The sequence below is a fragment of the Hymenobacter segetis genome (assembly GCF_038448715.1).
GTDB classification, from domain to species: domain Bacteria; phylum Bacteroidota; class Bacteroidia; order Cytophagales; family Hymenobacteraceae; genus Hymenobacter; species Hymenobacter segetis.
Map to the genome: position 1 here is coordinate 72,402 of NZ_JBCEVZ010000021.1, position 6,546 is coordinate 78,947.

The 6,546-nt window shown below is 63.0% G+C and carries 6 protein-coding genes; 1 reads left to right on the forward strand and 5 read right to left on the reverse strand.

Annotation, left to right across the window (positions count from 1 at the left end):
- Nucleotides 1-49: 49 nt before the first annotated feature.
- The 5 genes from AAFH49_RS10820 to hemW all read right to left on the reverse strand — a co-directional run bounded on the left by AAFH49_RS10820 (nucleotide 50) and on the right by hemW (nucleotide 4,092).
- Nucleotides 50-757, reverse strand: coding sequence for a hypothetical protein (locus tag AAFH49_RS10820; RefSeq protein WP_342298017.1), 708 nt, complete (start codon nucleotides 755-757; stop codon nucleotides 50-52).
- Between the two features lie 252 nt (nucleotides 758-1,009).
- On the reverse strand, nucleotides 1,010-1,786 hold the full coding sequence (locus tag AAFH49_RS10825; RefSeq protein WP_342298019.1) for a cyclase family protein: 777 nt from the start codon (nucleotides 1,784-1,786) through the stop codon (nucleotides 1,010-1,012).
- A gap of 42 nt (nucleotides 1,787-1,828) precedes the next feature.
- Nucleotides 1,829-2,509: an alpha/beta hydrolase gene (locus tag AAFH49_RS10830; protein WP_342298021.1), complete on the reverse strand. Its 681-nt coding sequence runs from the start codon at nucleotides 2,507-2,509 to the stop codon at nucleotides 1,829-1,831.
- Nucleotides 2,510-2,515: 6 nt separating this feature from the next.
- Nucleotides 2,516-2,947 (reverse strand): hypothetical protein, encoded by a 432-nt coding sequence (locus AAFH49_RS10835; protein WP_342298022.1) that lies wholly within the window; start codon nucleotides 2,945-2,947, stop codon nucleotides 2,516-2,518.
- Complete coding sequence (hemW, locus tag AAFH49_RS10840) at nucleotides 2,944-4,092, reverse strand: radical SAM family heme chaperone HemW (protein WP_342298024.1); 1,149 nt, start codon at nucleotides 4,090-4,092, stop codon at nucleotides 2,944-2,946. The genes AAFH49_RS10835 and hemW overlap by 4 nt, the downstream gene beginning before the upstream one ends.
- Before the next feature lie 205 nt (nucleotides 4,093-4,297).
- Here hemW and AAFH49_RS10845 point away from each other — a divergent pair, with 205 nt between their 5' ends.
- Nucleotides 4,298-6,160, forward strand: a complete 1,863-nt coding sequence (locus AAFH49_RS10845) for a BamA/TamA family outer membrane protein (RefSeq protein WP_342298025.1) — start codon at nucleotides 4,298-4,300, stop codon at nucleotides 6,158-6,160.
- The last annotated feature ends 386 nt before the right edge of the window (nucleotides 6,161-6,546 follow it).

The following is a 6,546-nucleotide window of genomic DNA, read 5'->3' on the forward strand; positions in this document are numbered from 1 at the left end:
GTTCTAACCGGGCAGCCCTTTTGGCGTTGTGGCTTTGCTGCCAGTGGGTTCAGGGCTGGCTGGCTTTGGCCGCGTGGTGCTGGTTGGCGAAGTAAACCCGCAGGTTTACCTGCGCGGCTACGTCCCAGGGCGGGCGGGTGCCAGCCTCGGCTGAGTAAGCCGGAGGCGCTTCGATGCCGAGGCCGGCATTGAGGTCGTAAAGCAGGCGGTGGCTGGGGCCACGGTGCTGCGTGCCACATAGCGCAAACAGGGCGGGCGTGACGCGGCCCACACTCAGGCCCCGGCCCCGCCGCCCGCGCCGGCTGCTGAGCTGCGCGAGTTCGGCGCTGGCTTCCAAGGCTACGTAGTTGCCCCAGGGCTCGGGGCTGGCTTGGGCCTCGGCAGGTTGGTTGAAGTAGTAACGAGCTCCCAGACTTACGCTGGTGCCGGGCGTGGGCAGCAGCGGCGAGCCGCGCCGGCCACGCGGGGCCCGGCCGGCCGAGATATCGGCTTCGGCCTGCGCGTAGGCGCTGAGCCGGGGACGCAGGCGGTATTCGAGGCCGAATGAGATGGGCAACAGCAGCTGCCAGCTGCGGGCATCGGGCAGGTAGAAGAGGTGGGTGAGGCGCAGGCCGCTCTTCAGCAGCAGCCGGGGGCTGGGCGCTGAAGCTGGCGGGGCGGCGGTGGGCGCTGTTTGGGCCCGCGCAGGAGCGGCCAGCGCGGGCAGCAACCCGATACCCAACGCAAAAACGCGCAACCGATGAGCTAGCAATGGCATTGGAAAGAAGGAAGCAAAGCGGTTGAAAACCTGAGCCCGGCTTAAGTCAGCAATGCGCTAACTCGCAGCATTCAAGCAATATCGGGCTTATCTAGCAGTCATTGCAACCGGGGCTGGGTGAGCGCTGGCCCACGCCCAGCCTAACGCCCAAAATACCGGTTGAGATTGAATTGGGTGAGGGGATGAAGTGGCAATTCACCGGACGGATTTAGCCAAAGTCACTCTGGTTGCAGCAGTAGCGGCAGCGACAAGTCAGGCCGCTGGCAAACTCAACCGGTAGAGCACGGGCTTGCTGGGGCTGGCATCGAGCTCCAGACTGGTGATTTGGATGTTGAGCAGGAAGAGGCCGTCTTCGATTTCATCGGGCACGAAGATGAGCTCGGTGATGGTGGCTTCGCGGCGCGGCTGGGCGGAGTATTGCCAGAAGGCGTGGTGGGCTAGGAGCTGACCGGCATCCTCTTCGCGGTCGACGCTGGGCAGGTCGAGCAGCAGGTGCTGGATGTTGTATTCGACCAGCCACTCAGCCAAGGCGGGCTCGATGTAGGTGGGGTTGGTGCCGGAGTAGTGGCGGTGGCGTTTGGCGGCTTCGTTGGGTAGAGTGCGCAGGACGAGGGCTTCGGGGAGGGCGCGGTTGGGCTGCTGTTGCAGCGCGGCCTGCACGTCGGCCAGCATTACGACCAGGTCGCCGTTGGGCTGGGGACGCGGGGCCACGCTCACCAGCCGGGCCACGAACAGGAAGCGGCGCAGGCACTGGTTGAGCGTAATGGCCGGGTCGGGCGAGATGTGGCCGTAGCACTCGGTGTGCGTGCCGTTGCCGTGGGGCGTGACGTGGATGCGCTGGTAGTTGGTGCTGCCGCCCAGCGCCACGCTGCCCACAAAGCTGCCCACCCGAATGGTATCGAACTGCACGGGCTCGGCCCAGAAGCAGTTCACCTGGTCCTCGCCGGGAGCCAGCGGCAGGGAGATATCGAGCGGGGCGGCGGGGTTGTAGGTGTAGGTGCGGCCGGCGAAGGGATAGGTGGGAAGCACTTAGCGGATAGTTTAAGGGTGGGCAGGTACCGATGACGCAGCTTACGCAACGGCGGAAAGGGCTGCAGTTTCAGCCGCAAGTTGGTTCAGAATCCGACTGATTGCGGCGGCCTGACTGATGATGATAAGGTGGCCGCCGGGCAAAATGTACTGGCTGTGCGCGGTTCTGGTGGGTAGCAGCCGGTCCTCGGTGCCGTGGATGCGGATGGCAGCTGGCGAGGTGCGGCCCGGCCATTGCAGGAGCCGCGCAATAGCCCAGCGTGTGAAACCCGGGTCGGTATCCTGCAGAATCTGGCGGAGCAGCTGGTAATCACGTCCGGTTTTCACGCCGAAAAACCAACCGGCCACCCGCGGTAGCCGAGGCAACAGCTGTGGCGGCACCAAGTGATATAAGCCCGTGATTCGGGCCAGCTTCCCAATCCAAGGTAGTTCTGATGGCCCCACAAAGCTGGAAATGAGCACTACCCGCGCCAAAGGGCGCAGCTGCGCCACTTCCAGCGCCAAAACGCCGCCGAAGGAAACGCCCAACAGCCAGCACGCCTGTTCCGGTGGAATTGCCGCCGCGAGGCGAGCCGCGTAGTGCGGCAAGTCTTCGGCTGAGTTTTGCGGCAAAAGCCAGTGTAAGACGTGGACTTCGCCCCGCAGGCGCAGAAACTGAAATACCCGCTCATCGGCACCGAGGCCGGGAATAAGGTAAAAGATGGGCGGCGAAGCGGCCATCATGCCACCTTACATATCGAGGCGCACGAATACGCCTTCGAGGTAGAAGATGTTGTGGGGCTGCGGGTCATCGGGGTCGTCGCCTTCCAGCTCGCCGTCTTCGGTAGCGGGGTAGGTAACAGACAGTTTCAGGGCCACGCTGGGCAGGGGCACGGGCGGGCGGTCGTCGGCGTTGAATTCGAGCAGGGCGGGCCAGTCGGCGGCGGCCAGGGCATCGGCTACTTCTTCCTGGAGGGCTTCGGCGCGGGTATGAGCCAGGCTGAGGAGGGTATCAAGCGCCTTGAAGGGCAGCGCGAGGTGGAAGAAATGGGTGTCGTTATCGAAAAACGTGGTAGCCCACACGGTCACGTCATCGGTGTTATCGAAGACAATGGCCACGACGTAAATCTGCTCCACGAAGAAGTCGGCGTCGTCGGCAATGCTGTCGCTCAGTAGTTTCATTCGGCTACGGCAGGGGTTTGGAACAGCTCCAGCGTGATGTGGTCGGCCAGGAGCTTGCCCGCGTCGGTCAAGGTAAGGACTTCGTTTTGGATAGTGGCCCAGCCGTTGGCTTGCAACTCGGCGAGGTAGGCGGCGCGGGTGCTGGGCAGGTCGAGGCCGTGGTGGGTGCGCAGGTGGGCCAGGTCGCAGCCCCGGGCGGTGCGTAGGGTGGTGAGCAGGTACTCGTTGGCGCGGTCGGTGGCGGTGAGTTCGTCCACGGTCACGGGCACATCACCACGCTCCAGCACGGCGGCCACGTATTGTGGGTTGTTGGCGAGGGTGAACTGGCGGTTCCGGCCGTCGTAGCTGTGGGCGCTGGGGCCAAGGCCGAGGTAGGGCACCCCGCGCCAGTAGTTGGCGTTGTGGCGGCTCTCGCGGCCGGGCTGGCAGAAGTTACTGATTTCGTACTGCGTGTAGCCGTGGGCGCGCATGGCGGCCAGCAGCATCTCAAACTGCGTGGCCACGAACTCATCGGGTGCGGGCCGGAAGGTGCCTTTTTGCAGGCGGTGGCCGAAGGCTGTGCCCGGCTCGATGGTGAGCGCATAGGCCGAAACGTGGGGCACGCCCAACGCGAAAGCATTAGCCAAATCAGCTTCCCAGATGTGGTGGCCGGGCGCGGGCACGCCGTAAATCAGGTCAATGGAGATGTTCTCGAAGCCCGCGTCCTGGGCGCGGCGCACGGCGGTGGTTGATTCTTCGGCGGTGTGGGCGCGGTTCATCATCCGCAAATGCGGCTCGTAGAAGCTTTGCAGGCCGATGCTGAGGCGGTTGATGCCGGCGGACTTTAGCTCGTGCAGCTTGGCGGCACTGAGGTCGTCGGGGTTGGCTTCAAGGGTTATTTCGGCCTGCGGCGATACTGCGAAATGGCGGTGAATGGCGGCGAAAATCTGGTTTAATTCGTCCGCCGTGAGTAGCGATGGGGTGCCGCCGCCGAAGTAAATGGTTTCTAAAGCAGTGCCCGCGCCGAGGTAGTCGCGCCGCAGCTCAATTTCCCGCACGATGGCATCGACCAAGCGGCTTTTCAGCCCCAGCGAGGTGCTGAAATGGAAGTCACAATAGTGGCAGGCCTGCTTGCAGAAAGGAATGTGGAGGTAAAGGCCGGCCATGATTGTGCAGATTCGAGGAGCAAATTGCCCCGCCACAAAGGTACCGCTTCCCAGATGCCGCCGACCAAGGAGTTCAATACCCTTGTCAGGAATGTGCGTGTCAGAAAATAATTTCTGACACGCACATTCCTGACAGCCCACCAGGCACCGGCCGGGAGTTTTACCTTCGGGAAATTAAACACCGTCCTCTGCGTTATCCCCCCGAATGACTATGTTTCTACTGCGCTTTTGGGGAATGCTGCTGTTCGGCTGGCTGGCCACGCCGTGGCTGGCCGCCGCCCAAACGCCCGGCCTCGACCCCAATGTGCCCAACCAGCCCGGCCTAGCCACCCCTACCCTGCCGCCTCGTGCCACGCCGGCTTCGGCGGCGGCCACGCGCCGGGTACTAGCCCACCCGCGCCTGCTGGTGCTCGAAACTGAAGCCGCCGACCGGCCCGTGCTGCGCCGCTACAAGGTGCGCGCCAGCGTGCCCGATTCCCTAAGCGCGTTGCGCGAGGTGCGCGAGCTGGTGTTGGGCCTGCAAGGGGATTCCTACCTAACCGCCTCGGCCGATGAGCTGCACTGGAGCCGCGACACTGTGCGGGTGCGCCTGTACGTGGGCGAGCAGTTCCGCTGGGCCTACCTGCGCAACGGCAACCTCGGCGACGGCCTGCTGACCCGCGCCGGCTACCGCGAAAAGTTCTTCCGGGGCACGCCCTTCGTGCCCGAAGACTGGGTGAAGCTCCAGGAGCGCATCCTCACCGAAGCCGAAAACCAGGGCTTCCCCTTCGCCTCCGTCGGCCTCGATTCCGTGCATCTCAGCGGGCACGACATCGCGGGCCGCGTGGTGCTTAAGCGGGGCCGCGTGGTGGTGTTCGACTCGCTCCAGATTGTGGGCAACAGCAAGACCAAGAAGCGCTTCCTGACTAAGTACCTTCAGATTTTTCCGGGCCAGCCCTTCAGCCAGCAGCGCGTGGCCGCCGCCGCCCAGCTATTGCGCCAGCTGCCCTACGTGAAGCTGCGGGCCGAGCCCGAAGTACGCTTCGCCCTGGGCCGGGCGCGGGTGTACCTGCTGCTCGACGACCGGCCGAGCAACCAGTTCGACGCCATCGTGGGCATTCTGCCGAACTCGAACGCCAATCAAACCGGCGTGCAATTCACCGGCGACGTCACCATCAACCTGCGCAACATCAAGGGCGGCGGCAAGCAGCTGGGCCTGCAATGGCGCAAAACCGACGCCATCTCGCAGCTGCTCGATGCCCAATACGTGCACCCCAACTTCTTCGGCACGCCGCTGGAAGTGGCCGGCACCTTCAACCTTTACAAGCAAACCAACGCCTTCCTCACGTTGCGGCCGCGCCTTCAGGTGACCTACCCCACGGCGCGGGCCGGCCGCGTCAGCTTTTTCACCGAGCAGCGCAACTCGTTTCTGCTCGACACCACGCTGCGGCAAAAAACCGTGCTGCCCGATACCATTGATTCCCAGTACAATTCCTACGGTATCGGCTACGCCTGGAATAGTCTTGATGACTTATTTTTCCCGCACCGCGGCTACCTCGTGAATGCCCAGGGCGCGGTAGGCACCAAGAAAATCATCAAAAACGGCGAGCTGAAGCCCGAGCTCTACGACGGCATTCCGCTCAATTCCACCCAATACTCCTTCGGACTGCGCGCCGAGCGCTACTTCCCGGTGAAGCGGGCGGGCGTATTGCTGCTGCGCCTGCGCGGCGAGGGCCTGCTCAATCCGCGCCTGTTTGTCAACGACTTGTTCCGGCTGGGCGGTCTGAATTCCTTGCGTGGCTTCAACGAAAACCAGTTCTACACCAGCTCCTACGCCGTGGCTACGGCCGAGTTTCGGCAGTTCATCGGGCCCGATTCCTACGCATTTCTATTCACCGACCAGGCCTACCTGCGCCACGACATCGAAAACGACCGGTTCAGCGACCAGCCCACCGGCGTGGGCGCGGGGCTGAGCTTCCGCACGGCAGCGGGCTTGTTTCAGTTCGTGTACTCGGTAGGGCGGGCCAATAATCAGGCTTTCGAGTTGAAATCCTCCAAAATCCACTTCGGGTTGACCAGTCGGTTTTAGTAGGGTGGAAAACGAGTCAACAGGGGGCAATTGCGCCATTTCGTCCGGAATTTTTGGCCAAAATACCGGGTCCCGGTCATCCTGGCCGAAATCAGGAAATCTTCATAAAAACGGCCGTCAATATGGCTGATATTCAGCGCAGATAAGCCGTGATTCAGATTGGTACATCGTTTGTAATTACCCGTCCGAAGCCGCCTCTATTTGCGGCTCCCTGCCATGAAACTTATCAGCTCGAAATTCATCCATAGCATTGCCCCTCAGCTCGACCTGCTCAACACCATCGGTGGGGGCGTGGCCCAGCCACAGCTTCGCATCGACCGCCACCCGAAAGGCGTGATTGTGCGCGTGGCCATGCCCACCGTGTCGGCCAACAGCTTCCGCGTGGT

Excerpts from the sequence above, each read along its gene's own strand:
- AAFH49_RS10845 (WP_342298025.1), top strand. The coding sequence starts at position 4,298 with ATGACTATGTTTCTACTGCGCTTTTGGGGAATGCTGCTGTTCGGCTGG.
- AAFH49_RS10830 (WP_342298021.1), bottom strand. The coding sequence starts at position 2,509 with ATGATGGCCGCTTCGCCGCCCATCTTTTACCTTATTCCCGGCCTCGGT.
- hemW (WP_342298024.1), bottom strand. The coding sequence starts at position 4,092 with ATGGCCGGCCTTTACCTCCACATTCCTTTCTGCAAGCAGGCCTGCCAC.
- AAFH49_RS10820 (WP_342298017.1), bottom strand. The coding sequence starts at position 757 with ATGCCATTGCTAGCTCATCGGTTGCGCGTTTTTGCGTTGGGTATCGGG.
- AAFH49_RS10835 (WP_342298022.1), bottom strand. The coding sequence starts at position 2,947 with ATGAAACTACTGAGCGACAGCATTGCCGACGACGCCGACTTCTTCGTG.